Below are 26,283 nucleotides of genomic sequence, written 5' to 3'. Positions count from 1 at the left end.
TTCCCAGCAGTTGAACCGTACAGGCCAAATCGTTACAACTCTTTTAGTTTTTTGTCTCCTTATCTTCTCATTTCCTCATCGCCCGCAACCGCTCTTGTACCTCCTCTAGGTTAAAGGCGTTCACATCCCATTTCTGGCCTTTTTCAAAGTCCACCCACTCCATAAATTCCCCGTGCTCTGGGTGTTTGGGATTGTTGATGGCCTTGACCATCTCGTAATATCCCCACATGCCGCCACAGTCTTCCATTGGGGTCCGTCCTTTTCCAGTAAGGCACACGGGACGTAGTATCTTATCGTCCGTAATCTCTATCAATTCAATGGTATGCTCCCAATCGTCTCCAAAATCATAGATATACGTTATCATCTGTTTCGGGGAATGGAAATACTGATTTAATTTGATCTTCGCACAATGATAGTATTCGCCATGGGGCCAGGTCTCGGAGTCGCTAAAAGGCTCTTGGTCGAAGTATTCGATTCCGAGGTCTTCCTGCAAGATTGGGGTACCGGTCCAACCGCCGGGAGAAAATTGGTGCAGGTGAGAGTTGTGCCATCCGAAGGTCTTTTGAATTACCCAGTGTAGTTCGAGAAAGGTAGCCGACTCGTGAATCTTTATCTTTCTCCAAATAGGAGGTTGTGAAGAACCTTTCAATTTTATTTTAAAAACATATGCCATAAGTAATGTACTCTACTCTTTACTGCCGTGGGACGATACCGGAAATACATGCTTCGTCTCTCCGCCGCCACTTCGGTACAACATCTGCCCTACCCTATCTATATGATTAGCTAACGCTTTATTCTTCAAGGTGTCATAGCCCAGAACATCGAAACGATAGGGCATTAAGGTGTCTTCATTTAGAATGCCGGCTACTTTCGTTACCGTATCAAAAGTGATTTTAGAGCCTTTGAGGGCGATATCGACATCGCTGCCCCTTCTCTGGTTTCCCATAGCACGACTGCCGAAGACGATGCCCTCTTCAATATCGGGAAACTGTTTTAAGGCCTTCTTTATTTCAACGATATCTTCTCTCCTTAGACCGAACTTCATAGTTCTGATTTTAGTTTTATCGACAGGTCCTCTAATAAACCATAGTACGAATTTCGAATCAACGCAACTACTTTATCCGCTATTTCCTCATCATAGGTATGCGAGGTCAGGTTCCTGTTTTTCAATGCTTCGAGCCAAGTATGGCCATCACTAATCAAATCGGACTCAAAAGCCATCTTAATGGTTTCCCGTGGAAAACGCAGCTCTGAAAACCCCTGTTCTTGCAAATAATCCTTCATCACCTTCCAAGACAGTTCAAAACTCATTTCAAAGAACTGGATCAATCCCGCTTTTTGAACGATGTCGGGCTTTTCAATGGCCAAGGCATCCTTCAAAAAATTCAATGACCTCTCGAAGTTTGAAAAGCGTTGCTTCCATCTAACATCATTTGCTTTCATAGTTTAAGGATAGACTATTAATTAACACCATTGTCTTTCTAAAAATAGCCAAAATTCAGACACCGACACTATTTCAATGATTTGGATCAATCTAAAGCTTGTCAACAAAAAACCCCGACAGCTGCGTGTCAGGGTTTTTCAAGTTTGCATGATATCTCCGTATCAGGTTTTATCCAGAGCTTTTCTAGACGACTGCCCAACACGGGACTTTAATCCTTGACCGCCAATTTGCCCTGCTCCAAACTGTTGTTCCTTAAATCTTGTAGCACGTTGACGGCTTCTTCGACATAGACGTCCTTGGCGAGATTCTTGTGCCAACGGTCGCGTTTTTCGCGTAATACCGAATCTTTGACAAAGAGGTCCTCTTCGTACTTGAGGGATTCAAAAGTCAACTTGGAATCGTACTCGTTGATGGTCTTAAAGTATTCGGACTTCTTCTTGGCCTTTTCCTCTTCCTTTTTATACGTTTCGTAATTCAAGGGAATTATCGTTTCATCTTGTTTCGATTTTAACCATTTGGCGTTTTCTTCGATCAGCTTGATCTGGGGGTTATCGGCCATCCTTCTTTCACTGTTGGCAACGGTACGGTCGTAGTCGATATAACCGTCCCAAGGGGTGTAGTTGGCGGCGGAAATCTTATCCCACTGCAGCGGATTGGCCTGGTCCCGCTCCCCCAGATCGATATAGCTGTACTTGTCCGGCACTACGACATCGCTCCTGACCCCTTCGAGCTGGGTCGAACCCCCGTTGATCCGATAGAATTTTTGGGTCGTTAGCTTTATGGCACCCAAATCGCCATGGTCGTTGCTGCGGACAATATTTTCCAAGGGAATAACATTTTGTACCGTTCCCTTTCCGAAAGTGTGCTGACTTCCGATAACGATTCCTCTTTTGTAGTCTTGCATGGCCGCTGCCAAAATTTCGCTGGCGGAAGCGGAGAGCTCGTTGACGAGTATCACAAGTGGACCGTCCCACTGGATGCGCTCGTCTTTATCGTCGTAAACATCCTTTCCTTTTCCGGAAGAGCGGACCTGTACTATGGGGCCGTCCTTAATGAACAGTCCGGCCATTTCGACCACTGTCTTCAAAGATCCACCGCCATTATCTCGCAAATCAAGAATAAGACCCTCGGCCCCTGCCTCCTTTAGGCGCTCTACTTCTTTGGCTACATCCGTGGCCGCATTGCGCTCGGTGTAATCATCAAAATCCACATAGAATTTGGGAAGGTTGATAAGTCCGAATTTCTGGTCCTCTTTAATGATACTGGCCGACTTGGCAAAAGATTCCTCCAGCTCGACCACGTCACGGGTCAGGGCGACGGTCTCCATGGAGCCATCGATTTTACGCACGGTCAGTTTCACTTCTGTGCCTTCGGGACCCTTGATCAATTTAATGGCATCGTCGAGGCGCATACCTACGATATTGATCGGCTCTTCGTCTTCTTGTCCGACTTTGAGTATTTCATCGCCAACTTCTAACTGACCGTCGCGCCACACGGGGCCTCCGGATATGATATCCACTATTTTGGCACCGCCCGGTTTTTTCTGCAATCGCGCGCCAATCCCCTCGAATTTGCCCGACATGCTCATATCGAACTTCTCTTTATCCTCCGGCGCAAAATAATAGGTATGCGGATCGAATTCGTCCACTAGGGTATTGATGTACTGTACGAACCAATCTTTGCGTTCGAGATCGCCTACAAAATCGAAAAATTCATCCAATGTCTTTCTAGTCGATTTCCGGGCAGAGACTTCCGCTTCTTCCGGGGTCATCGGTTCTTCGGGCTCTTCTACACCTTCTTTGACGACTTTCTCTACGACATCGTCGTTTTTAAGCGATTTCTCGGTTTCGTCTTCTTTCCCGACCTGCCTCACTTTGGCATCATAGGTACCCAGAGTGGCGTATTTCAACTGCTGTCTCCAACGCTCCTTCAGGTCCTCCTTGGAGGCCGCAAAGGGTAAATTCTCATAATCGATATCGATGCTTTCCTTGGCACTGTAATCGAAGGGGGTGTCAAGTACTTCCTTATAGATATCCCTTGCCTCGCTCATCCTCGTCATCAACCGATCGTAAACCAAATTGAAGAAGCTTATATCGGTATTTTTTATTTGATCGTCGAGCTGATACTTGAACTGTTCGAATTCCTTGATATCCTCCGCCAGGAAATACCGCTTGGTGGGATCGATGACATCGATAAAATCCTCGAATAAACCTACGGAGAAGTCGTCGTCGATATCCTTGGGCTCATAATGGCCTTTTTCGAGCACGTAGGTAATCAGATCCAACAATAATTTATCCTTGTCGTCATTTTCAAAAGACTTGTTGGTAAAGCTGCAGGAGGCAACGGAGATGAGCATTACAACAAGTACATAGGCTAAATTCCTTTTCATCAATTTTATTTTTTATTTTTTATTACAAAACCAACACGGTAACCTAATCGATGCTAGCCATACTATATACAAACCTCTAAGGTACAGAAAAAACCATGCCACCCCTTGACCGTGGCATTAATTTTTTGTTAAACGGACCTGCGGTTCCCATTGATTATAGGGACAATTGGATATGGAATTTTCTTTTGCCGACTAGTTCTTTTGTAAAACGTACTTTTGCGCTATAAATTATAAACAATGGCGAAACCTTTGATATTGGTAACCAACGATGACGGCATAACCGCACCGGGTTTGCGACACCTGATCCGTTACCTGAAAGACTTCGGTGATATTGTAGTAGTGGCACCCGATAGCCCGCAATCGGGCAAGGGGCATGCGATCACGGTCGACGACACGCTGTTTCTGAACCAAATGTCCGTCGATGAGGGCGCCCAAAAGGAATATAGCTGCAGTGGTACCCCGGCCGATTGTGTCAAACTCGCCATGCGCGAATTGTTGGATAGAAAACCTGATCTCTGTGTCAGCGGAATCAACCACGGTTCGAACGCCTCTATCAACGTCATCTATTCCGGAACCATGAGTGCGGCCATAGAAGCAGGTATCGAAGGCATACCCGCAATAGGCTTCTCCCTTTGCGACCATGCCTGGGGAGCGGATTTTAAACCTGCGGAAGCCGCCATCAAGAGAATTGTAGCCGAATCACTGGAGAAAGGCATTCCCAACGGGGTGATATTGAACGTCAACATCCCAAATGTTTCGGAAACGGAATTAAAGGGCATCAAGGTCTGCCGCCAGGCCCGTGCCAATTGGCGCGAGAAATTCGACAAACGCCAGAGTCCCTCTGGAAAGGATTACTACTGGCTTACGGGAGAATTTGAGCTTTTAGACAATGGCGAGGATACCGATGAGTGGGCCCTGGCCAAAAACTATATCTCGGTTGTACCGACCCAATTCGACCTGACCGCGTACCATGCCGTTCAACAGCTGAACGAATGGGAGCTTTAAGAACAGGGCAGAACGCGTTTGCACGGGAGAAAGGATTAAAACCGTAACTTTCGGAGACAACGACAGTGCGGGCAATCAAATGATTTTAATGCTCCGCCGAATTATCCAATAGTTAAAGAAATAAGCCGGTAAGACCGAAGGCGTAAGACTCTTGGATTTTACATGGAATAAGCTACCTGATCAAGAATTTTAAGTCCTTCGTCCCAAGTCTTAAAGTCCTATTTCGGGTCTAGGTCTCCAAACGGATAAGCATAATAATTTTTATGGATGTAAAAAAAGAACTTCTGATCGGCTTCTTAGTAGGTATCATTGCAAACAGTATCGGAACCCTGCTGTACATTTTATTGTTCTCGGACTTTGGCATTGTAGAGACGTTCGAGGCCGCTATAAAACAAGGATATATCGGTAGCCTCCTGGCCCTTGGTGCCATCTTGAACCTTATCGCCTTTTTCGGATTTTTAAAGATAAGGCGGGACCAACGGGCAAAAGGAGTGCTCATCGCCACGATTTTAACGGCGCTGGTGATTTTGTACTACAAGGTTTTTTAAATGTCGAACACAAATACAGGTACAAGGGCAAAAAATCTCACCTATGGAAAAAAGATTCGCTTTAGAAGATAGACCAGTCAAAGTTGCAGCAGATGCAGCCTTGTTCAGTCAAAAAATCCCTAAAAACAGCTATCTTCCTTTGAATATGCTGTTCTACGTGAACTTGAACTTGACATGAAGTACTATATCATATCCGGGGAAGCGTCGGGCGACCTGCACGGTTCGAACCTCATCAAGGCCCTAAGGGCCAAGGACGCGGATGCCGATATCCGCTGCTGGGGCGGGGACCTGATGGAGCAAGCCGGCGCCGCCTTGGCCAAACACTACCGGGAGATGGCCTTTATGGGGTTTTTTGAAGTGCTGCTCAACCTTCGGAAGATTTCGAAAAACATCAACTACTGCAAGCGGGATATTAGCGAATACCATCCCGACGTCATTGTTTTCATCGACTTTTCAGGCTTTAACCTGCGCATCGCCAAATGGGCCAAAGAAAAGGGTTTTACGACCAATTACTATATCTCTCCTCAGATTTGGGCCTCCCGTGAAAGCCGTATCAAGGATATCAAACGCGATATCGATGCTATGTACGTCATCCTTCCTTTTGAAAAGGAGTTTTATGAAGGGAAGCACGATTTTCCCGTGCATTTTGTGGGACATCCCTTGATCGATGCGATTGGAGACCGAAAGCCGGTGAATTCCGATCGTTTCCGAAAGAAGCATCAACTCCATCCCCAAAAACCCATCATAGCCCTTTTGCCGGGCAGCCGTAAGCAAGAAGTGCAGAAAATGCTGGATATCATGCTTTCGATCATCGGCGATTTCACCAATTATGAGTTCGTGATCGGAGGGGCCCCGAGCCTGGATCGTGAATTCTACCAGGCATTTTTATCCGACCCCAACGTCAGTTTTGTACATAACAAAACCTATGACCTGTTGAGCGTATCGCATGCCGCATTGGTGACTAGTGGAACGGCCACCTTGGAAACCGCCATTTTTAAGGTTCCGCAAGTAGTGTGCTACCGGGCGAACTGGCTGTCGTACCAAATCGCCAAACGTATCGTAACGCTGGATTATATTTCGTTGGTCAACCTCATCATGGACGAAGAGGTGGTCACCGAACTGATCCAAAATGAGCTCACTGCGAACAATCTTGAAATAGCCCTGTTTAAAATTCTCGATGGTCCGGCCCGTCAGGCCCAGCTCAAAGCCTACGATGAGCTGGAACAAAAACTAGGGGGATCCGGGGCCAGCGAGAAAACGGCGGAGCTTATTTACAACAGTGCCCATAATACCAGATAGCCCGGCAGCCCTTGCGATAACACGCTCTGGGGATGCTAGACCATAAAGGGAATTTACACGGGTTTCAATAGTGCAAAAAAGGGGTAATAAAGTTTACAGTGACCGGGACGAACTTTATGTTGGTCCGTCTGTGGGCAGCTTTCCCTTCCAGCAGTAATCGATCAAGGGTCTTACGCCGAAAGCCAAGCCGTCACGCCTGTCCGAACCCAATCTCGATTAATTTGTTTAATTTTGATTTCCAAGAGCCCTAAGACATCTTGGATGCTGCGGATACTTTCCTACATACTACTGTTTTTCCTCCTGCTTTCCTGCGGGTCAAAAAAGAAAGCTACGTTTAACAAAACGCGAAAAGTGTCCGTCGCGGCCAAACCGGATACGCGACCGGCCAGGGGCACGACTGCTTCCCACAAAACTTCCGTTCCGAAACGTACGAAAGCCGATAACGTTATCGGGAGTGCCCTTCAGTTTTCGGGCGTTCGCTATAAATATGGCGGCATGACCAAGCGGGGCATGGATTGTTCGGGACTGCTATATGTGGCCTTCGGTGAAAACGATGTACCCCTGCCCCGAGTGTCGTACCAAATGGCGGAAAAAGGCAAACGGATACGGTTGGACGATGTCATGAAGGGCGACCTGTTGTTCTTCAAGACCAGCAAACGCGGAAAACGTATCAACCACGTCGGCATGGTCGTTTCTACCGAGAACAACGAAATCAAGTTCATACATTCCTCGACATCACGGGGCGTCATTGTCTCTTCACTTCGCGAAGGCTATTGGAACAGCGCCTTTGTTAGGGCCACCCGGGTGCTATAACCTGACGATCGGCACATCTTCAAACCCCGACACTTCAACGATTATTATCCCATTTTCGATTCCCCACATTTTCAATTCATTACCTTGTAACATCGCTACATCGATACATTACTTCGTTGAAACATTGAACCAAAATGAACCTGCTGCGATTCATTCCCATCAAATTGACCCTACTACTGGTCTTGGGAATTTTAGCGGGAAAATATTTCCGGCCGGAGGTCGCCCTCCCAGTTGTTTTGGTCATCTTTCTTTTAAGCTTTCTCGCATACCTGCTTTATCAGGATAAACGAGCTGCCTTGGGAAGCACGAAGCACGTGCTGACCTTCGGTATTCTGGTAGCCCTGACCACCATCACCATCGGGGTCATGGCCGTCTCGTTGACGGATTCCAACAACCGGCCGGGGCATTATTCGCATTTAAACAGTACCGGGAACCGACTTTGGCGGCTCAAAGTGGATAAAGTCCTTAAATCCACCTCCTTTTCAGACCGCTATATCGCCGAGGTTGTACGTTTAGAGAATAGAAAGGCTTCAGGAAAACTGTTGCTTAGCTTTTCCTTACATCCTACGCCCAACAAGTTGCGGGTAGATGACGAACTTCTGGTCTATGCCGACATTGACCCGATATCGCCGCCGGTGAATCCGCATCAGTTCGACTACCGAAAATATATGAGCGGTCTGGACGTTAGGGATCGCATGCGCCTGCAGGAGCACAATCATACGGTCTTGCCAGATTCCCGATCGACCGTGTACGGAATAGCCGCTTCTTTCCGTCAATACATCATCGACAAACTCAAGGAGGCCGACTTCGGAGAAGAGGAACTGGGCATCATTCAGGCCCTTCTGCTCGGGCAGCGCAACGATATTTCGCCAGAGACCTATGAGAACTACAAGAATGCCGGAGCGGTACATATGTTGGCGGTCTCTGGATTGCATATCGGTATCATCCTGCTGCTGTTGCGGTTCCTGCTACAACCTTTGGAGCGCCTGCCTTGGGGAAAACCGCTAAAATTGATGCTCATTGTCGCCCTGCTTTGGGGCTTTGCGTTCTTGGCGGGACTTTCACCATCCGTAGTACGGGCGGTGACCATGTTCTCGTTCGTGGCCTATGCCCTACACCTCAACCGGCCGGGCAACACGTTCAATGTGTTGGCCCTATCAATGTTCACTATACTCCTGGTCATCGATCCGATGCTCTTGTTTCAAGTTGGCTTTCAGATGAGCTATGCCGCTGTGTTTGCCATTGTCTGGTTATTTCCCCTACTGCAACGGCTGTGGAATCCGAAAAACAAAGTGTTACGTTACTTTTGGCAGTTACTTTCCGTGAGCCTTGCGGCCCAATTGGGAGTCTTGCCGATAAGCTTGTTCTATTTTCACCAGTTTCCGGGACTCTTCTTTATCTCGAACCTAGTTATCGTGCCGGCATTGGGACTCATTTTGGGAACGGGAATCCTTGTTATCTTCTTGGCCCTGTTAAACCGGCTGCCCGATGTTCTGGTTACCGTGTACGACTCCATGATCCGCTGGATGAACTCCCTCGTCGGCTGGGTGGCCCGGCAGGAGGACTTCGTATTCCGGGATATTGCCTTCGATATTGTACAGCTTCTATTGGCATACGCCATCCTCATTTTCGGAGTGTTTTTCCTTGCCAAACCGAACTTCAAAAAAGCAATTGCCCTTTTCCTGGCCATAATCGGGTTCCAGTTATGGCTTTTTAACGCTTCCTATCAGACCCGTCAAAAACAATCGCTGTTCGTTGCCCACCAAACAAAAAATTCCGGCCTTATACATCAATCCGGCGCACACGTATGGGCAATGACTAACAATGCACCAAGACTTGAACGCCTAATGAGGGATTATCGCATTGCCGAACGAACAATCTCGCTAACACGTGAATCCTTTAAAAATGCGTACCGGTTCCGTGGTAAAAAGCTATTGGTCATTGACAGTTTAGGAGTCTATCCGAAGGAAAACCTCCGGCCGGATTATGTGCTGCTGACCGGGTCACCTCGACTGAACCTGCAAAGACTGATCGATTCCCTGCGGCCGAAAAAGATAATAGCTGACGGCAGTAACTACCGCAGCTATATTGAACGCTGGAAACTGACTTGTTCGAGAAGAAAAATGCCATTTCATTATACCGGGGAAATGGGGGCGTTTTATTTTGAACGATAAATACGACCAGATTCTACGAATCCCACAACAATTGAAAGCCGGGGATAGGGTGGAAAAGGGACCTCAACAATCCTCAGAATTGAGTATCTTCTTCACAAAGGATGCATGGCAAGGTTACGTACATTTGCAAAGGGAGGGTAAGGAACCTCGAATTGGTCCGACCAAGAACTAGGCTTGATGATCTGCCAATTCGGGACCTTTATTGTCATCCTCCTTGATATCTGGATTGACCTCCGCCCCGTGGGTCAACCTCTTCAGGGGTTTTAACATCGCGATGACCAGCAGACCGAAAATCACACAGAAGATGGTGATCCCGGCGAAAATTTTAAGCTCGCCCGCCGCTGCGGCAGATTCCCCGATAAGACCGGCGACCTTGTTACCAAGCCCGGTTGCCGCAAAATATACGCCCATCATCAGGGCCCCATATCTGACCGGGGCCAGTTTCGTAATAAAGGATAGGGCTACGGGAGAAGCGCAAAGTTCCCCGGTCGTATGGAACAGATAGGCCAAGGCCAACCAGTACATTGCCGATTTCCCTAGGGCCTCGTACTGCATGGAGGCAAAAACCATGAATACGAATCCGAGACCCATAATAATGACCCCATTGGCCATTTTGAACAACGAGGAGGCCTCTTTTCCCCTGTGCTTCCACCACAGCCAAAAATTGGCGATCGGCACGGCCAGCACGATGATATAAAAGGGATTGAAGAACTGAAAGGCCGCCGCGGGTATCTCATATCCAAAAATAAAACGGTCCGTTCTATTCTCGGCGTACAAGTTCATCAAACCACCAGCCTGTTCGAAAGCACCCCAAAAAACAATTACGATAATAAAGGATAGCAGGAGTACCAAATACCTATCTTTTTCCACCTTCGACCGTAGTCCCTCGTAGATTGTTATCATCATACCCACCACCAGCGATAGAAACAAAAAGAACATTATGTAGGCGATTTTTTGGTCGTCGATAAAGAACCAAGCGACAAGTGTCGATACAACCGCTAGAATAATGGTAGCGATCATTGGGGTAGTCTTGGAAAACTGCTTTTTAAAAATCTCACCGATAGATACATTGTCGATATCGTCGGGCCTATACTCCGGTTTGTTGCCCACTTGGGTAAGGAACTTTTGTCCCGAGATATAGATGACCTGTCCGAGCACCATCCCGACCGCAGCAAGGCCAAAACCGGCATGCCATCCATAGATATCGGCAACCACGGCCACCGACAAGGCCGCTAAGGCCGCCCCTACGTTGATTCCGATGTAAAAAATGGAAAACCCCTTGTCCCGGCGTTCGTCACCCGGTTTGTAAAGCCCCCCTACCAAGGTCGATACGTTCGGTTTTAGAAGGCCTACCCCCAGGATAATCAAGATAAGCCCGGTATAAAATGCCCACATTTGCTCAATTGAAAGTACGCCGTGTCCCGCCACCAAGAGAAATCCGCCGTACATAACGGATTTCTTCTGACCAATTAATTTATCGGCGATGATACCTCCGGGAATGGAAGCCACATAAACCAGCATAGTGTACCAACCGTACAACGAAAGCGCTTCGGCATCTAACCAGCCCAAGCCTGGGTTGTCACCTACTGTCCTTGCCGTTAGGTACAACACCAATATCCCTCGCATACCGTAGTACGAGAACCGCTCCCACATTTCGGTCAAAAAGAGAACGTAAAGTCCTACCGGGTGTCCAAACAGTTCTTTCTCGTGGGCTGGTTTTGTCGTGGTCGCCATAATTTTTTTGGGGATTTTTTAAAGATTTTCGGTGATGAAGCGGCTCATTTTATTGAATAGGTGCACCCGTGTCATGCCACCATAAATCCCGTGGTTCTTATCGGGATAGATGGCCCAATCGAAGGGTTTGTTGGCTTGTACCAAGGCTTCTATCATCCGCATGGAATTCTGCACGTGTACGTTGTCGTCACCCGAACCGTGTATCAGCAAATACTTTCCTTTCAATAATTCGGGGTAGTTAAAGGGCGAATTTTCATCATACCCCGCGGGATTCTCCTCGGGCGTCCGCATAAAACGCTCGGTGTAGATGGTGTCGTAAAAACGCCACGAGGTTACCGGGGCGACCGCAATGGCCACTTCAAAGACGTCGTTGCCCTTTAAAATGGAATTGGTCGCCATGTGCCCGCCGAAGCTCCAGCCCCAAATCCCGGTACGCTCTTCGTCAATATAGGATAGTTCGCTCAGCTTTTCGGCGGCCGCGATCTGGTCTTCGGTTTCATATTTCACAAGGTTGAGGTAGGTCACCTTCTTAAAATCCCGCCCCTTAAAACCGGTGCCCCTTCCATCGACACAGGCGATGACATACCCCTTGGCCGCCAAGGTCTCGTGCCAATAATCGCGGGCGTTAAACCATTGGTTGGCCACGCTCTGTGAACCGGGACCGCTATACTGGTACATCAATAAGGGATATTCCTTGGAGGGGTCAAAATCGATCGGTTTGATCATGTACATGTTCAAGTCGTTGCCGTTGATGGCTATCGTAGAAAATTCCTTGGGACTGAATTGATAATCCTTTAATTTCGTGAGCAAGGCCTGATTGTTCTTGATTTCCTTGAGCTGCTTGCCGTTCAAGGCTTTGTGCAGGGTGTAGACCGGCGGGGTGGTCGCACTTGAATAGGTATTGATAAAATAGGTGAAATCGGCACTGAAATCCGCCGAATTGGTGCCCTCTTCGGCCGCCAGGGCCTTTTTTTGTTGCCCATCGCTCTCGACGCTGTACACCCCGCGGTTAATGGAACCGTTCTCAGTGGATTGGTAGTAAACCTTGTCCTCTTTCTGGTCGTAGCCGAAATAGCGGGTCACCTCCCAGGGTCCTTTAGTAATCCGGTTCATCAGCTCGCCCTCTTGGTCGTAGAGGTAAATGTGGTTGTAGCCGTCCTTTTCGCTAGTCCATATAAAGCTGTCGTCGGCCAAAAAGGTCAGGTCATCGGTGACATCCACGTAGGCTTCGTCCTTCTCCTCGTGCAAGAGCCTTACCGAATTATCCTTAGTGTCTACCGCATGCAGTTTCAGGGCGTTCTGATGCCGGTTCAGGGTCTGTACGCTCAGGTGGTCGGGGTGGTTCATCCATTGTATCCGAGGGATGTAATAGGGATTTCCTAGATCTATCTTAACAGTATTTTCGGAGGCCAGGTCAAAGAGATGCAAGCTTACCAAGGAATTATTCTCGCCCGCTTTGGGATATTTGAAAACTTCTTGGGAGGGATACAGGTTCTCGCCGTACACATCCATCGAAAACTCGGGCACATCGGATTCGTCGAAGCGCAGAAAAGCGATCTTGGTTCCGTCGGCGTTCCAGGCGAAGGCCCGAACAAAGGCGAACTCCTCTTCATACACCCAGTCGGTCACCCCATTAATAATCCTGTTCTTTACCCCGTCGGTGGTAATCTGCATAGTCTCGCCTGATGCGATGTCGAAGAGATACAGATTGTTTTCGGCGACGTAGGCCACTTGTTGTCCATCCGGGGAAAGGGCAGGTTCACGAATTTTGCCCTCGGATATTCGGGTCAGCGCCTTCATTTCGACATCATATACGTAGAAAATACCCAAAGTGGAGCGCCTGAAGATGGATTCGACCTCCGTAGCCAAGAGTAGTTTCGATTCATCGTCGCTAAACTTATAAGATGAAAAATTATCGATCTCTGGCAGATCGGAGGAACTGACAACACTGCCCACCTTTTCTAAGGTAGCGTAATCGTATTTATCGATGCTGCTGGTACCGGCTGAACGATCGAAATTCAAAACGGTATACTGCTTTCCGTTCTTTAGCGATCGTAGGGCGTCCAAACCTTCGGTACGGAATTCGCCACTGTAAATTTCTTCAACGGTAATCGGTTGGTTCTGGGCATGGATGGCGGAGAGCATTCCGATGAACAGAAACAAGAGCAGTGTTGATTTTTTCATAGGATGGTAAAAATAGATTCAAGTTTAGTGATAAATTTGACAATATGATAGCTTACATCCCGAAAAATTTCACATTGTTCCCGCCCTACACCCGCTACGCAATGCACACCTGTGCGTCGGGGATTTCCGGAATAGAGCCTCGCCTTTAGATGGTCGCACCCATTGAAAGGCCATAATCATTATCTTTATCCCTTGAAATGTTACTATATGACCAAACCCATCGAGGGATTCTCGAAACTGACCAAGGAGGAAAAACTGGATTGGATCACCACCAATTACACCGACGACCCAGAAGCCGTCAAGAAGGTCCTGAAGCGGTACTGGAACCCCGACCGCTCCGTACAACGCCTGCACGACGAGTTTATCGAAAACACGCTCACCAATTATTACCTGCCTTACGGGATTGCCCCTAATTTTCTTATCAACGGACGTTTGTACGCCATTCCCATGGCCATCGAGGAAAGTTCCGTAGTGGCGGCCGCCAGCAAAGCCGCCAAATTTTGGTTGAACCGCGGCGGATTCAAGTCCTCGGTATCGAGTACAGAAAAAATCGGACAGGTACACTTTATCTATCGGGGCAATCCCAAGAAATTAGAATCTTTCTTTAAGGAAATAAAGCCAAAACTACACTCGGATGCTGAGCCCCTTACTAAAAACATGCAGCGACGTGGCGGAGGTATTACCGGTATCGAACTACGGAAAAAGACCGACGCCCTGGCCAACTACTATCAGCTGCATTGCACTTTTGAGACCGTAGATGCCATGGGCGCCAACTTCATCAACTCCTGTTTAGAACAGTTTGCAACCACCCTTACAGAAGGTGCCAAGAAATTTTCGGATTTTTCTTCCGAAGAAAAAAACTTAGAGGTGGTCATGTCCATCCTTTCAAATTACGTGCCCAACTGCTTGGTGCGGGCCGAAGTCAATTGCCCCATCGAGCAACTGAACGGGGGTGACGCCATTTCTTCCGAGGTCTTCGCCCATAAGATGGTCCAGGCCGTGAAAATTGCCAATGCTTCGCCCCACCGCGCCGTTACCCATAATAAAGGCATTATGAACGGTGTCGATGCCGTCGTGCTCGCCACGGGCAACGATTTTAGGGCGGTAGAAGCCGGCGTACATGCCTACGCCGCCAAAGATGGGAAATATACCAGCCTTACCCATGCGAAAATCGAGGACGGTAACTTCAAGTTCTGGATCGAGTTGCCCCTGGCCATCGGCACGATCGGCGGATTGACCAGCTTGCACCCGCTCGCGAAACTTTCGCTTGACATCCTGGGAAACCCCTCCGCCGAAAAATTGATGCAGATCATAGCCGTAGCGGGCCTCGCACAGAATTTCGCGGCAGTACGCTCCCTGGTAACCACGGGCATTCAAGAAGGCCATATGAAAATGCATTTATTGAACATTCTCAATCAACTGGGAGCCACTCGAGCAGAGAAAAACACCCTAATCGAACATTTCAAGAAAAATGTCGCCACTCACAGTGCGGTGGTCGGGGCCTTTGAGAAACTTAGAAAAGGATAGGACCAGCCAGACATGCCGTGATTTGATCGGGTCATTTTTGTATCTTTACTCTAATCGGATGATTATGGTATGCAAAATATAGAGAGATATATCGAAATAGATCCTTCGAAGAGATTTGGAAGGCGCATCCTGAAGGGTACCCGGATATCGGTATACGACGTCATGAATTGGCTGACCAATGGGATGGAAAAGAATGAACTCCCCTGTATTCCCAGGCCTCACAGACCAAAGAACTAGGACTTACTGACTTTTCTGACAAAAAAATATGGGATTTTGCAAAATCAAAAGGATATACTATTGTCACATTCGATAGTGATTTTTTTGATCTGGAGTACGATTTATGGGTTTCCCCCGAAAGTCATTTGGCATAGGACGGGTAATATGACGATCAACGATTTGGCTGAATTTTTACTGCAGAGGAAAAATCGAATCTTAGATTTTATCGAAAATTACAACTCAGGATGCCTTCAGCTTATTCTGGACAACGATTGAGAACATCTTTCTACAGCAACGGAAAATTACTGCTTACGGGCGAATACGCCGTACTTGACGGTGCTTTGGCCCTAGCAGTCCCGACCCAATACGGACAATCGCTGACAGTAACAGAAATCCCGGAACGCGAACTACAATGGAAAAGCCGGGATGAAAATGGAAACATCTGGTTCCAGGCCAGCTTTGACCTATCGCACTTCGACCACGCCCCCGAAGCCCCAAGTTTCTTCTCGGCCGACGGTGCTATGCATCAAGTCGAATCCGACCCCGATTCGGAAACAGGCGGTAATGCCCATGAAAAATCGCCCGAGATACAGACAATCTATCAAACATTGGCTAAAATTATAAGGGAGGCAAAGAAACTAAATCCTCGATTTCTTCGCGGTTTGAAGGGATATGCCGTAGCGACCCAAATGACCTTTCCGCGGGATTGGGGATTGGGCTCGTCCTCTACTTTAATCAACAATGTGGCCCAATGGGCCGAAGTCGATGCCTATCGCCTGTTGTGGAACGCCTTTTCCGGAAGTGGATACGACATTGCCTGCGCCCGGAACGACCATCCTATTCTGTATAAGGTTCATAAAGGAGAGCCCAAAGTGGAGGTCGTAAATTTCCATCCCATATTTAACGATCGGCTGTACTTCATCCATCTAAATAAAAAACAGAACAGCAGGGAAGGAATCGCTACCTACCGGAAGCGGCAATTTGATAAGACCGAGCTGATAGACCGCGTATCGGAAATCACCAAGAAAACAGTTCGATGTACCCGCCTTTCGGATTTTGAATCCCTAATCGGGGAACATGAAAAAATTCTTTCGCGAAGCCTCCAGATACCAACGGTCAAGCAATCGCTATTTCCTGATTTTAACGGTGCTATAAAAAGCCTGGGGGCATGGGGGGGGGATTTTATCCTGGTGACCGGAGGTGCCGATACCCCTTCGTATTTTAAACAAATGGGGTATGATACCGCAGTGCCGTATTCGGAAATGGTATTGGCGAACAAGCGATCGTGATGAGGGAGTCGTTTCGGACCAGATTCAGAGGAACGGGACTGGAGTTCGACTACCAAAAGAAATAACGCCGAGCTGCAGTGTAGAACGAATTCGAGCCGGTCTGCCCGCAGATTCCTAGGAATGCTTACTGCCTAGCATACCCCCTAACGGTTTTAAGTGCAACGGAGCCAACAACCAGTTAACCGGTGAACGATTTCCGTTTTTTCAAAAAACTATTCGACACCCCATTAATAAAATACAGCGCGGTTATCCTCGATTTCTGAAGCCTGCTTCAAGGCATTGTACACTTCTGTACTTACTTGCGCCTCTCTAGAATTTTTGACCGAATTGGCGTAGGTGCTATAATTATCCAGTGTTGGAGCCGGAACCTTACCGGTCACGGTAAACTTGAAGACGCCGGTATTCCCTTCTATCAGCTCGGAAGTATCGTCTTTCTTCATAGCAAAGGCTGCCCCGACCACCGCCGGCTCAGATCCGGCCCCGGGGATTGTGGGTGATTTCACGGTCAACGCCGAAGCCGTGGAGGTGCTAAGGTTATTATCCTTTGCGATTTCTTCTATCGATTTCCCTTCGTTCTCGGAAATGATCTGATCCGCCTTCCTTTCCTTTCTAAGTTTAGGCAAGACCGTTGCCGAGGCATCCTCAACGGACATCAATCCCTCTTCATATTTCTTGGTCAACTGTACCACGGCGTAGCCTCTGGTCAGATCGAAACGTTTGATGTCTCCAACGTCCGTATCCTCTTCAAACGCCCATTTTACGATACTACGCTGTGACGATAGTCCGGGCAGGTTTTCATCGGTAGGGTTGATTTTATTTACGGGACGCACCGTGTACTCTTTATCCTTGGCCAAATCGGAAAAGGCCTCATCTGAGGATATTGATTCCATCTCGAACTGGGTGGCATCGGTAAAAAGCTTATTGATAGTACCCTCGGAGGGTTCGATTTCCCGTGCCAAATTGGCTATTTGCACGATATCACGCTTATCGTCGACCTTGATAATATGAAAGCCGAAATCGGTCTCCACCATTCCGATAGTCCCCACCGGGTTTTGAAAGGCAAAATCACTGAACTCCGGTACCATTCTTCCTTCTTGAAAATAGCCCAAATCACCTCCGTTAGGTGCGGAGGGTCCGTCGGAATTGTCTCTTGCCAGTTCCACGAACTGGGTGTCTTTATCACGCGCTTCCCTCAATAGTCGTTTAGCTTCGGCTTCCGCTTCTTCCTTGGTTCTTGTCACGTCGGGATTTGCCCTTTCCGCGCCCTCATATCCAATCAAAATATGGCTGGCCTTGACGGATCCATTGGACTTTCTATCCATCATCTTGGAGATTTTGTAGTAATCTCCATCCCGATAGGGACCGAATATCTCGCCTACCTTTAGATCCATCAAGGTATCGGCAAATTTGGTCGGCAGTTGGTTTTTCTCCTTGTAGATGGTGTCGAGCTTGATGTCGGAATTCCGGTCGAGGAAGGCGGCCATATCGTTAGTGTTTCGAAAGCCGGCCAAGGTATCGTTGGTATCGGTGGCTTCATTGTATTCGACCCTGTCGTCCATTACCTCGGCAAGGGCGGTCTTTACCGCATTTTCATCCTCCGGGGATGGCTTTTCTTCAAAATAGACAAATTGTATATCACGCGCGGCATCTTGTTTGAAATCATCTTTATGCGTCTCGATATAGCTGCGGATCTCACTTTTGGAAACGTTGATCGAGCTATCGGGAATCGAAGTGTAGGGAACACGTACGTACCTGATATTTATTTTGTCGTTGGCCAAACGATAGTCGAGCTCGCCCTCTTTTAGGGTAGCTCCGACGCCTGCCTTGACGAGGTTAAAGTAAGCCTGTTGCTTGGCACTTTGAATGATCGAGGCTTCGTTCTGCAACCAAAATTGATACTGTGCGGGTTGGTTCACCTTGATATCGGCGATAAACGCACGAAATTTGTTCGGATCGAAAACGCCGTTCTCGTTCTGAAATTGAGGATTTTGTGAGTAGCCGGGAATCGTACCGATATAGTTCATAATCTGGTCCTGCTCGATATTCAATCCTAAATGTTCGAGTTGCTGTTCCATGATCGTGTTGCGCACCTCTTGGTCCCATACCTGATTAACCGTTTGCATGGTAGATGCATTCGGACCGGAATTCCGCGAGGCAATATCAACCTTCTCTCGGAACCCATCGATGGAAATCTCTTCCCCGTTTATTTCTGCGATGCTAGACCCCACTTTGCCCCCACCGAGATCACCGCTGGTAAAGACACCGGAAATCACAAAGGCGAACAGCGCCAGTCCGATAATAAGAATCAAGATGGTCGTCTGTTTTCGTATACTCTCTAAAATGGCCATTGATTGACTTTTTTTAAATCAGTTTGCAAAATTAGGCTTTTCTTTTGAATTAGTAAAGGCTTTGTACTTAACGCATTTCGACACAAACCTAAAAATCATCTGTCAAGGCAGAAACTGCACTACGGTTTAAACTTGGCGTAAGCCGCAAGTTGATGGCATTCTACTCCTTCCCCAGAATTCGCAAGGATACCAAATCAATTTTCGTACCGGAAACTTCGAGTATGGTGAACAGAACGTTACCGATACGTATTTCGGAATCACGCTCGGGAATCTCACCCCCTTCGTTTACGATGAGTCCGCTCAGGGTCTCATACTCATCGCTTTCCGGCAGTTCGAATTTGTAGGTCTCGTTCAGATAATCGACCTCCAACCTAGCAGAAAGCCGATAGGTATTTTCATCTACCTTCTCTTCAATAAGGTCGGTAGTGTCGTGCTCGTCCTCAATTTCCCCGAATAATTCCTCAACAATATCCTCTACTGTCATCAGACCGGAAGTGCCACCATACTCATCCAACACCACGGCGATACTCTTACTTTTTTTTGTCAATACGTTGAGAATCTCTTGAATTAACATGGTTTCCGGTACCAACTCCACTGGTAAAAGAATACTTTTAATGCTGCTCGGTTTCTTAAAGAGCTCGTACGAGTGCACGTATCCGATAACGTTGTCGATGGTATTCTGATACACCAAAATTTTCGACAAACCGGTCTCGGAGAACAGTTTCGCCAAGTTTTTGGGTGTCTCATGGATTTCGACCGCACTGATTTCCGTTCTGGGCACCATCACCTCTCTTGCCTTGACTGCAGAAAACTCCAAAGCCTTTTTAAAAATCTGTATTTCGGAATCTACCTCGTCTTCCTCTTCCACGGTCTCCATCTGCTCTGTGATGTAATCGCCAAGCTCAATTTTACTAAAGGATAGCTGCACCTCGTCGCCGTCGGTCTTAAAAAAGAATTTCAGGATAAAATCGGATACCCATATCACAAAATCGGAGATGCCCGAAAAAATCAGATAAAACAAATAGGCGGGAATCGCCAAGAATTTCAAGAGTCGGTTCGAATAAATCTGAAAAAGCACTTTGGGCAAAAATTCTGCAGTGAGCAGTATAATAAGGGTCGAAATAATCGTTTGGGTCAGGAGACTGAAATCGGTCAGGACAAGGGCCGTTAAACGGTTCGAGGCCGGTAACATGCCCTGAAACCACTGCATCAGCAGATCACCCATAAACAATCCGTAGATGACTAGGGCGATATTATTGCCGATGAGCATGGTGGCAATGAACTTGGATGGTTTTTTGGTCAATCGGGCTAGCACCTTGGCCAGAAAACCCTCTTGCTTTTTTTCTATTTCTATATGGATTTTATTCGCAGAAATAAAGGCGATCTCCATGCCGGAAAAAAAGGCCGAAAAAAGTAGGGCTAGAACAATAATCAGTAGGGTCGCTTCCAAAACCAGCGGGTGTTAATCAGCGTTCGTTATCGCGTTTGCGCTGTTCGAACTTCTTTCGGTAGTTTCTTCGAAAAAAGAACATCCCGATTGATACTAGCGCAAAAAACACGAACAAATAGGCATTCTGCCGGTCGAGATTCCAATCGGTGTAAATACGATATAGGGAGAAAAAAAAGACAGCGAGGTACAGATATTCGGTATATCTTAATATTCTGATCATTGTGATTCTTCTTTGATACTCATTAGGCCGTTGGTTTTATGGGCGCTGAAGAAATAAGGCTCTTGTTTAAAATCCATCCCGGTTCCGAACATCACCGAACCGTCTTCCGGATTCGTATATTTAAACGCTTCTTGGGTAAAGACCCAATCGTGATCTTGGTCCCAATACACTTGGTCCGTTTCCATAATTTTACCATCATGGGTTTCTATGACCACATTGCCTTGCAAATCTATTACATTCGTAGCGGAATAAATAATGCCAAAATCGGCCTTTATAATATTCTTGCGGCCCTCATCATCGAAAAAATCGACCACGAGTCCGTCTGGAAACGTCTGGTACCCAAAATTCAGGTTCGTGTAATCTTTCCGTAGGGGACTCGTTAATACGGCTACGACTTTGGTGGAGGTCGAATCCTCGCTTTCCAGACCCGTTTTCGCCTCGGTATAGGTAAAAGTAAAGTCTTCGGCGATACCCACAGGATAGATCATTGGCACTTTTTCTTCCCCAGATCTTTTGTATGTGTCGTCACAGGATAAAAAAAGTATTGCCATAACAACGGTCATGGCAATACTTGTTAAACGATATATCTCTTTCTCGTACATTCTAGATATTGGGAACGGTAACGCTACCGCCTACCCAGCAATCAAAACTTATTTTCTTTCCGGCCATGCCCGAATTAAAAATGTCGGTCTTCGAGGGGGCTTTCGCCGAATAACTGGCGGCGGACTGATTGGCGTTCGAGCTTAGCGCTGGATCTACACGGCCTGCCTGACGGGCCATCTCTGCTGCTTTCCAATACAGCGAACGCTTTTCGAACGGTGTACTGCCGCAATCATTTGCACTGGTAGCATATAAATTGGCAATCAACAAATAGGCCTTTCCGTTAGCGGCATCGGCCTTGATCGCTTGTCGTGCGTAGCTTCTAGCTTGCGACTTGCTCGTTTTGCGAACAATGGTAGCAATTTTGTACAGGATGTTGGATCGCTTGTAAGAATCGGTTTCCAGCTCCACGGCTTTGTTGAAATCTTCGAGGGCGGCATTGTTATCGCCCGATTTTTGCTTCAGCAATCCACCGTACATATACGCTTGAGCCGAAGGCTCCAAAGCCAACTGCGCTTCGAAAAGCTTCCTAAACAAGGGGTCGTCGGTACATTCTTTGCTGAACATTCGACCTACGGCCCGCTTTACCCATTTGATATCGCCCTTTTTCTCCTCAAAACTCTTTTCGTATAATGGAATAAGATTATCACAATCGGCAAGGGCTCCCAACTTGGAATCGACACTTCCGGCGATTTTTCCGTAGGATTCGGAATTGGTAGTGGCAATCTTTAACTTTCGTTTCTCCTTGGAAGTAATCGTACCAGTAGAATCTTTGGGCAATAAATTTGTTATTATATCGGTAAGCTTCTTATTCTCTTCCTCTATTTTTTCGGTGACGTTGTCATACACATCGAAAACCTCCTGTAACTCTTTGTTGCCCCCCTTATGAAGATCCACCAAGCTGGAAAAATAAAGGTAAAGTGCCCTAGGATTCTTAAAGTTTTTGGGATCTTTCTCATAGGCCTCTTTAAGTATTTCATAGATTTCAGCATCCGAACCCATTTTATTCTCATACATGAGCAAGGCCTTATCGATCGCTACAACGGCTGGCGTATACTTTTCCGGGAAATTTTTGGCACTGTTATCGTACAACGTCAGTAAATCTTGAATGTATTTATCTTTCTCCGCCCCGGACGACTTTTCGATTTTATCCTTTATAATCCGCTCTCCATAAATAAAGTTCGCTTTGTTAATATCAGGACAGTTATCGTAAACCATTTTCCACGGGGTGTAGGCCGCTTCATAATTTTTGACTTTCGCATGCTCAACGTAGATAGATAGGTTGGTCATACATTCTTGGTTCTGGGCCTGGGCTGTACCTATGGCCATAGCTCCTAAAAAAAGAATAGCAGTGACGTAGATCTTAGTTTTCATTTTTTCAATTTTTGTTTTGTTTTAAAGTTTGCTCCGATGGCAATCGAAGGCGCGTCGTTCCAAGGGGGTCAATGTACTAATTTTTTGCCAAGAGAACCATAGTAAAATTAGAAATTGACCGTTTAAAGACAATATTTGTACGTAAATCGATCAATAACCTGTCAATATCCAAGCCATTTCGATAAAATCGGTAAGGATATTCTCTTTAATTAATCTTTCGCTTTTGAAACCATTGGTCGTTTAACGAGAGACCGACATTGACTTTAAAGTAACTCTCTTCTACAAGATTGCCCGCAGAAGTTCCCGTTCTACCCAGCTCGAATCCAAGATTGAGATTTGAGGGATAATTGCCAAGGGGTAGACCTACTCCAAAAGTTATGCCAAGATTTTTGATATGCTTACTGTTGACGATCATCCCCGTTTCACCGTAACGAAAGCCTGCCCGGTAGGTCATTCTTTTAAAATAGCTCTCAAAAGAGTTTCGATCAGGGGTATAAAACCCGCCCAGGGCAATGGTTGTGGCGTTATCATATACCAAATTCTCGAATTCTAAAAATTCGTTCGAGAGATCGCTTAATTTCTGGAAGCTGTATTCGATGCCCAAGAACCACTTCATGTTCTCGCCATAACCAAGACCTAGGGTCGTGGTAGTCGGGATTTTCACTCCAGTCTCCTTTAGGCCCATGCTTTCAAGGTCGACCTGATTAACACTAATGTCCTGGCCCGTAGCAAGGGAATAAGAACCCGTCTCTTGAGTATTTCGCGCCGATAGATTAGCCTGGGTATTAATGCGAAGTGACGTGTAAAGGGTATGGGTATCGTTGATTGCGGGGGTATAGTTTGCAGCGTAATTCAAATCGACACCGTCGATTCTTGAAGACTTTTTGTCCCTCGAATCGAATTGCACATTCTCCCTGCCTTGAATAACCTCTCTTTCCAGCGTCCCGAAGTTATAATTGACAGTTACCCCAAGGCTCAGGTTTTTCACAATTTCATACCCTACTGAAGCAAAGACCTTATTCAGGCCTCCTTTTCCGGAGTACCTGTTCAACGTTCTTGCGCCCTCAACACCGTCCAATGTCTCAAAATTGTAGCCAACGGAGGTGTACGGCCGTATCCCGAAACCCACCCCGAGTCCTTTTTTGAGGCTTACCCCCAGCGCTAGATAATCTAAGTTGGTAATGGAACTGCTCTGTTCTTCTCCATAGGATTTATAGCGCACCTGTTTATGCGAAATACCCGCTGTATAGGTGGTCAGACTGAAGTTATCCCTGACCTGCACCCCTAGTTTACCATAGGCCGCAGGATTGTTCAAGCTAATATGGATGCTATCGGCGTACATCCCTATCCCGCCCATCATCTGATTTTCGACCGTGCTTGATTCCCGAATATCGCCCAGACCAAAGTAAGAATACGGAGAAGTCGAACCATCTTGGGCATACATACCCGGAACGCAGATTAGACACGCGATAACAAAACCTATTTTTCTGATCATTTAATCGCTTTGATTTTAGCCTGGCAGCCGGGCTTAGACCGGTTGTCTCCCGAATTTCCTAGAATAAAAACCGGCATTTTGCCCGAGGCGACGGGAAGGACCTGCATTTTTAAAATTTATTGTATTCCAACAGATAATTTAAACCTTCCAGCAGAAATTTGGAATCCGCAAATATGGTATTTTTTAGCCGCTTTGACAAAAATTGGGCATCGCCGCCTGTTAAAATAACTGTTAAATCTGTAAAGCGTGACCGATATTGGTCGATTACCGCGTCAATCTCCAAAGTGATCCCGTTCACTACCCCAGTATGAATGCAGGTCTCGGTAGAGTTACCGATAAAATCCTTGAACCCCTCAGGTTCGAGCAGGGGCAGTTTCGCGGTCTGTTCGTGCAATGCCCTGTAGCGCATATGCAGCCCTGGAGAGATGCCCCCACCTAAGTATTCCCCGTAATCGTTGACCATATCGTAAGTCACACAGGTGCCGGCATCGATGACCAACGTGTTCCCCTTAGGATTGAAATAAAAGGCCGATGCGGCCAACGCGATTCGGTCCAGACCCAGGGTTTCGGGGGTGAGATACGAATTCTTAAAGGGGACTTTCGACAGATGGCTCAACTCGTACACGTCGCCGAAAACGGCCAATACCGCAATGGTCTTGCGGTCCAGGCTTCCTACGGAAGATATGATACTCCGTTCTATTTCGGGATAATGGTCACAGATTTCCTTAACCTGCCTAGCTATATGTTCGGTCTTGATATTTTGATGGAATATCAGCTTTCGCTGCTTGAAAACGGCCAGCTTGACCGATCGATTCCCGGCATCTATGATTAGGTTCATAGCACAAAGATTCAAAAACGAATAAAAACAAGCACCTTTTTTCCGCAATTTGTTTGGATATACTAAAATTGAAATTATATTTGCAGCCCCTTACCGGGATGGTGCCTTAGCTCAGTTGGTAGAGCAATGGACTGAAAATCCATGTGTCCCTGGTTCGATTCCTGGAGGCACCACAAGAAATCCTTACGCAGCGTAAGGATTTTTTTGTTTTAACCAGTATCTTGCATAAAAATCCCTGTTTTGACAGCAATAGATACTTCAACGCCGTTGCCGGATCTGCAATCTTACCTCCATCGTCGGGAATGGCTCGACTCCGAAGAGCGCATAACTGCCATTGAAAAGCCTGGGGAAGGGAACATGAACGTCGTACTTCGGATAGTGACCGACCGACGTTCGTTCGTGCTTAAACAGTCGCGGCCCTATGTGGGTAAATATCCGGATGTTGAGGCCCCGGTCGAACGTATTGTGGTAGAAAAGAATTTTTACCAGGCCGTGGGCGATATCGCGGTAAATGCACATATTCCGAACATCCTAGGTTTTGACTCCGAAGAAAACTTGCTGCTTCTCGAAGATCTGGGGCATTGTGAGGATATGGTATCCCTCTATCAAAAAAGGCGCATCCCGGCGAAGGAATTAGACCGGTTGGTTTTTATACTGGGTCTTATCCACAAAAAAGATATAGACGATGGTTTTCCCGACAACCTTGAAATGCGCCGCTTGAACCATCAACATATTTTCGTCCTTCCCTTTCAAGAGCGTAACGATTTTAATCTGGATGATGTGCACCCCGGACTGCAAGATCTTTCAATACCATTTAAAACGGATACCGCCTTAAAATCAATAGTGAACCGAATCGGAAAAAAATATTTATCCCCCGGAAAGACCTTGCTGCACGGTGATTATTACCCCGGAAGCTGGATGACCGAAGGTGATAACCTCTACATTATCGACCCCGAATTCGCCTTTCCCGGTTTTGCGGAGTTCGACTTGGGCATTATGGCGGCACACCTCATTATGGTCACCGGTAAAAAAGAGCCTTTAAACCAAATTCATGAAAAATACCAAGGCGATGCGGACAAGAAACTGATGGATCAAGTGGCGGGCATTGAAATTATCCGCCGATTGATCGGCCTGGCACAACTGCCCCTCGACCGCAGCCTTGAAGAAAAACGGAGGCTGTTGAAAAAGGCACGTACCCTTATTTTGGGGTGACGGACCTCGGAATTTCCAGTATTGCCTATCTAGAGTACCACGTATGTGGCAGATTTACCCCATCAGGCCAGCATCCCCACCTTGGGAAACCTAGTCGTAAATCGGATGCAAAGCAACGCAGGAC

24 protein-coding genes and 1 tRNA gene are annotated in these 26,283 nt (G+C 47.0%); 12 read left to right on the top strand and 13 right to left on the bottom strand.

The annotated features are described in order from the left end of the window. Window positions 1–67 precede the first annotated feature (67 nt). The 4 genes from RQM65_RS11365 to RQM65_RS11350 all read right to left on the bottom strand — a co-directional run bounded on the left by RQM65_RS11365 (window position 68) and on the right by RQM65_RS11350 (window position 3,833). Window positions 68–673: a plasmid pRiA4b ORF-3 family protein gene (locus RQM65_RS11365; protein WP_314015088.1), complete on the bottom strand. Its 606-nt coding sequence runs from the start codon at window positions 671–673 to the stop codon at window positions 68–70. Between the two features lie 12 nt (window positions 674–685). Further along, entirely contained in the window at window positions 686–1,045 is a 360-nt protein-coding gene (locus tag RQM65_RS11360) for a nucleotidyltransferase domain-containing protein (RefSeq protein WP_314015087.1), read from the bottom strand. After that, on the bottom strand, window positions 1,042–1,443 hold the full coding sequence (locus RQM65_RS11355) for a nucleotidyltransferase substrate binding protein (RefSeq protein WP_314015085.1): 402 nt from the start codon (window positions 1,441–1,443) through the stop codon (window positions 1,042–1,044). The genes RQM65_RS11360 and RQM65_RS11355 overlap by 4 nt, the downstream gene beginning before the upstream one ends. 209 nt (window positions 1,444–1,652) lie before the next feature. Next, on the bottom strand, window positions 1,653–3,833 hold the full coding sequence (locus RQM65_RS11350) for a carboxy terminal-processing peptidase (protein WP_314015084.1): 2,181 nt from the start codon (window positions 3,831–3,833) through the stop codon (window positions 1,653–1,655). A gap of 237 nt (window positions 3,834–4,070) precedes the next feature. Between RQM65_RS11350 and surE the strand changes: the two genes are divergently transcribed. The 6 genes from surE to RQM65_RS11320 all read left to right on the top strand — a co-directional run bounded on the left by surE (window position 4,071) and on the right by RQM65_RS11320 (window position 9,672). Then, window positions 4,071–4,838 carry a 5'/3'-nucleotidase SurE gene (gene surE / locus RQM65_RS11345; RefSeq protein WP_314015082.1) on the top strand — a complete coding sequence of 256 codons (768 nt, stop codon included), beginning with the start codon at window positions 4,071–4,073 and terminating at the stop codon, window positions 4,836–4,838. 263 nt (window positions 4,839–5,101) lie between these two features. Further along, window positions 5,102–5,386, top strand: a complete 285-nt coding sequence (locus RQM65_RS11340) for a hypothetical protein (protein ID WP_314015080.1) — start codon at window positions 5,102–5,104, stop codon at window positions 5,384–5,386. A gap of 43 nt (window positions 5,387–5,429) precedes the next feature. Beyond that, window positions 5,430–5,564 carry a hypothetical protein gene (locus tag RQM65_RS11335; RefSeq protein WP_314015078.1) on the top strand — a complete coding sequence of 45 codons (135 nt, stop codon included), beginning with the start codon at window positions 5,430–5,432 and terminating at the stop codon, window positions 5,562–5,564. Beyond that, window positions 5,561–6,685 carry a lipid-A-disaccharide synthase gene (gene lpxB / locus RQM65_RS11330; RefSeq protein WP_314015077.1) on the top strand — a complete coding sequence of 375 codons (1,125 nt, stop codon included), beginning with the start codon at window positions 5,561–5,563 and terminating at the stop codon, window positions 6,683–6,685. Before RQM65_RS11335 ends, lpxB begins: the two co-directional genes overlap by 4 nt. A 261-nt stretch (window positions 6,686–6,946) precedes the next feature. Then, complete coding sequence (locus RQM65_RS11325) at window positions 6,947–7,498, top strand: C40 family peptidase (protein ID WP_432279865.1); 552 nt, start codon at window positions 6,947–6,949, stop codon at window positions 7,496–7,498. A 134-nt stretch (window positions 7,499–7,632) separates the two neighbouring features. After that, window positions 7,633–9,672 carry a ComEC/Rec2 family competence protein gene (locus tag RQM65_RS11320; RefSeq protein WP_314015075.1) on the top strand — a complete coding sequence of 680 codons (2,040 nt, stop codon included), beginning with the start codon at window positions 7,633–7,635 and terminating at the stop codon, window positions 9,670–9,672. 168 nt (window positions 9,673–9,840) lie between these two features. Here RQM65_RS11320 and RQM65_RS11315 read toward each other — a convergent pair whose 3' ends face one another. Both RQM65_RS11315 and RQM65_RS11310 read right to left on the bottom strand, forming a co-directional pair. After that, on the bottom strand, window positions 9,841–11,406 hold the full coding sequence (locus RQM65_RS11315) for a peptide MFS transporter (protein ID WP_314015073.1): 1,566 nt from the start codon (window positions 11,404–11,406) through the stop codon (window positions 9,841–9,843). 18 nt (window positions 11,407–11,424) lie between these two features. Further along, entirely contained in the window at window positions 11,425–13,590 is a 2,166-nt protein-coding gene (locus RQM65_RS11310) for a S9 family peptidase (RefSeq protein ID WP_314015071.1), read from the bottom strand. Between the two features lie 162 nt (window positions 13,591–13,752). On the opposite strand from RQM65_RS11310, the gene RQM65_RS11305 reads away from it, so the two are divergent. From RQM65_RS11305 to RQM65_RS11295, 4 genes are all read left to right on the top strand, one after another. Beyond that, window positions 13,753–15,117 carry a hydroxymethylglutaryl-CoA reductase, degradative gene (locus RQM65_RS11305; protein WP_314015069.1) on the top strand — a complete coding sequence of 455 codons (1,365 nt, stop codon included), beginning with the start codon at window positions 13,753–13,755 and terminating at the stop codon, window positions 15,115–15,117. Between the two features lie 69 nt (window positions 15,118–15,186). Further along, window positions 15,187–15,354, top strand: a complete 168-nt coding sequence (locus tag RQM65_RS11300) for a DUF433 domain-containing protein (protein ID WP_314015067.1) — start codon at window positions 15,187–15,189, stop codon at window positions 15,352–15,354. Next, window positions 15,321–15,488 carry a DUF5615 family PIN-like protein gene (locus RQM65_RS18930; protein ID WP_432279864.1) on the top strand — a complete coding sequence of 56 codons (168 nt, stop codon included), beginning with the start codon at window positions 15,321–15,323 and terminating at the stop codon, window positions 15,486–15,488. Before RQM65_RS11300 ends, RQM65_RS18930 begins: the two co-directional genes overlap by 34 nt. Before the next feature lie 90 nt (window positions 15,489–15,578). Beyond that, complete coding sequence (locus RQM65_RS11295) at window positions 15,579–16,622, top strand: GYDIA family GHMP kinase (RefSeq protein WP_314015065.1); 1,044 nt, start codon at window positions 15,579–15,581, stop codon at window positions 16,620–16,622. Window positions 16,623–16,849: 227 nt separating this feature from the next. Here RQM65_RS11295 and RQM65_RS11290 read toward each other — a convergent pair whose 3' ends face one another. From RQM65_RS11290 to RQM65_RS11260, 7 genes are all read right to left on the bottom strand, one after another. Then, window positions 16,850–18,970 carry a peptidylprolyl isomerase gene (locus RQM65_RS11290; RefSeq protein ID WP_314015063.1) on the bottom strand — a complete coding sequence of 707 codons (2,121 nt, stop codon included), beginning with the start codon at window positions 18,968–18,970 and terminating at the stop codon, window positions 16,850–16,852. Window positions 18,971–19,130: 160 nt separating this feature from the next. After that, on the bottom strand, window positions 19,131–20,420 hold the full coding sequence (locus tag RQM65_RS11285; protein ID WP_314015061.1) for a hemolysin family protein: 1,290 nt from the start codon (window positions 20,418–20,420) through the stop codon (window positions 19,131–19,133). A gap of 16 nt (window positions 20,421–20,436) precedes the next feature. Next, on the bottom strand, window positions 20,437–20,640 hold the full coding sequence (locus tag RQM65_RS11280; protein WP_314015059.1) for a hypothetical protein: 204 nt from the start codon (window positions 20,638–20,640) through the stop codon (window positions 20,437–20,439). After that, window positions 20,637–21,203 (bottom strand): LPS export ABC transporter periplasmic protein LptC, encoded by a 567-nt coding sequence (lptC, locus tag RQM65_RS11275; RefSeq protein WP_314015058.1) that lies wholly within the window; start codon window positions 21,201–21,203, stop codon window positions 20,637–20,639. Before lptC ends, RQM65_RS11280 begins: the two co-directional genes overlap by 4 nt. Before the next feature lie 40 nt (window positions 21,204–21,243). Continuing rightward, window positions 21,244–22,614, bottom strand: coding sequence for a hypothetical protein (locus tag RQM65_RS11270; protein WP_314015057.1), 1,371 nt, complete (start codon window positions 22,612–22,614; stop codon window positions 21,244–21,246). 205 nt (window positions 22,615–22,819) lie between these two features. Continuing rightward, complete coding sequence (gene bamG / locus RQM65_RS11265; protein ID WP_314015056.1) at window positions 22,820–24,109, bottom strand: BamG family beta-barrel-assembly machinery protein; 1,290 nt, start codon at window positions 24,107–24,109, stop codon at window positions 22,820–22,822. Window positions 24,110–24,218: 109 nt separating this feature from the next. Next, window positions 24,219–24,947 (bottom strand): type III pantothenate kinase, encoded by a 729-nt coding sequence (locus tag RQM65_RS11260; RefSeq protein WP_314015054.1) that lies wholly within the window; start codon window positions 24,945–24,947, stop codon window positions 24,219–24,221. Between the two features lie 100 nt (window positions 24,948–25,047). Here RQM65_RS11260 and RQM65_RS11255 point away from each other — a divergent pair. Both RQM65_RS11255 and RQM65_RS11250 read left to right on the top strand, forming a co-directional pair. After that, window positions 25,048–25,120 (top strand) — tRNA-Phe (locus RQM65_RS11255). A gap of 67 nt (window positions 25,121–25,187) precedes the next feature. Beyond that, window positions 25,188–26,159 carry a phosphotransferase gene (locus RQM65_RS11250; protein WP_314015052.1) on the top strand — a complete coding sequence of 324 codons (972 nt, stop codon included), beginning with the start codon at window positions 25,188–25,190 and terminating at the stop codon, window positions 26,157–26,159. Window positions 26,160–26,283 lie beyond the last annotated feature (124 nt).

It is taken from the genome of Pricia mediterranea (genome assembly GCF_032248455.1).
GTDB lineage: Bacteria > Bacteroidota > Bacteroidia > Flavobacteriales > Flavobacteriaceae > Pricia > Pricia mediterranea.
The sequence above is the reverse complement of the archived record's forward strand: the minus strand, read 5'-3'. Positions and strand labels throughout refer to the sequence as shown.